The 511-nt window shown below is 74.4% G+C and carries 1 pseudogene; it reads right to left on the minus strand.

The features are described from left to right. A pseudogene (locus tag AC1DWF_RS38880) lies at positions 1-351 on the minus strand (SAM-dependent methyltransferase); the annotation flags it as partial. Positions 352-511: the final 160 nt, after the last annotated feature.

Raw genomic sequence — 511 nt, forward strand, 5'->3', positions numbered from 1 at the left:
GATCCCGGACTCGCCGGGCAGCGTGGCCTGGGCGACGATCGCGACGGGGGTGCAAGGCGGCAGGCCCCCGGCAATCAGGCGCAAGGCCAACTCGTCCAGGCGCGAGATGGCCATGAAGGCGGCGATCGTGCCGCCCGTCCGGGCCAGCGCATCCCAGTCCAGCGAAGGCAGGGCACCCGTCTCGTCATGCGCGGTGACAAAGGTCACGGCCGAGGCGGTGCCGCGATGGGTCAACGGGATGGCGGCCGCAGCGGGCGCTGCGAGCCCTGCGGAAATGCCGGGAATCACGCGCCAGGGAATGCCGGCGGCCTCGCAGGCCAGGGCCTCCTCGCCGCCGCGGCCGAAGACGAAGGGGTCGCCACCCTACAGCCGGACGACTCGCAGCCCGGCACGCGCGGCGGCGACCAGCCGCGCATTGATCTTCGCCTGAGGGACGGGCGCCGCGCCCTTCCGCTTGCCGACTGCGACGATCTCGGCGCCGGACCGGACGTGGCGCAGGACGGCCCGGCCG

The sequence above is a fragment of the Aminobacter sp. P4_D5 genome (genome assembly GCF_056401815.1).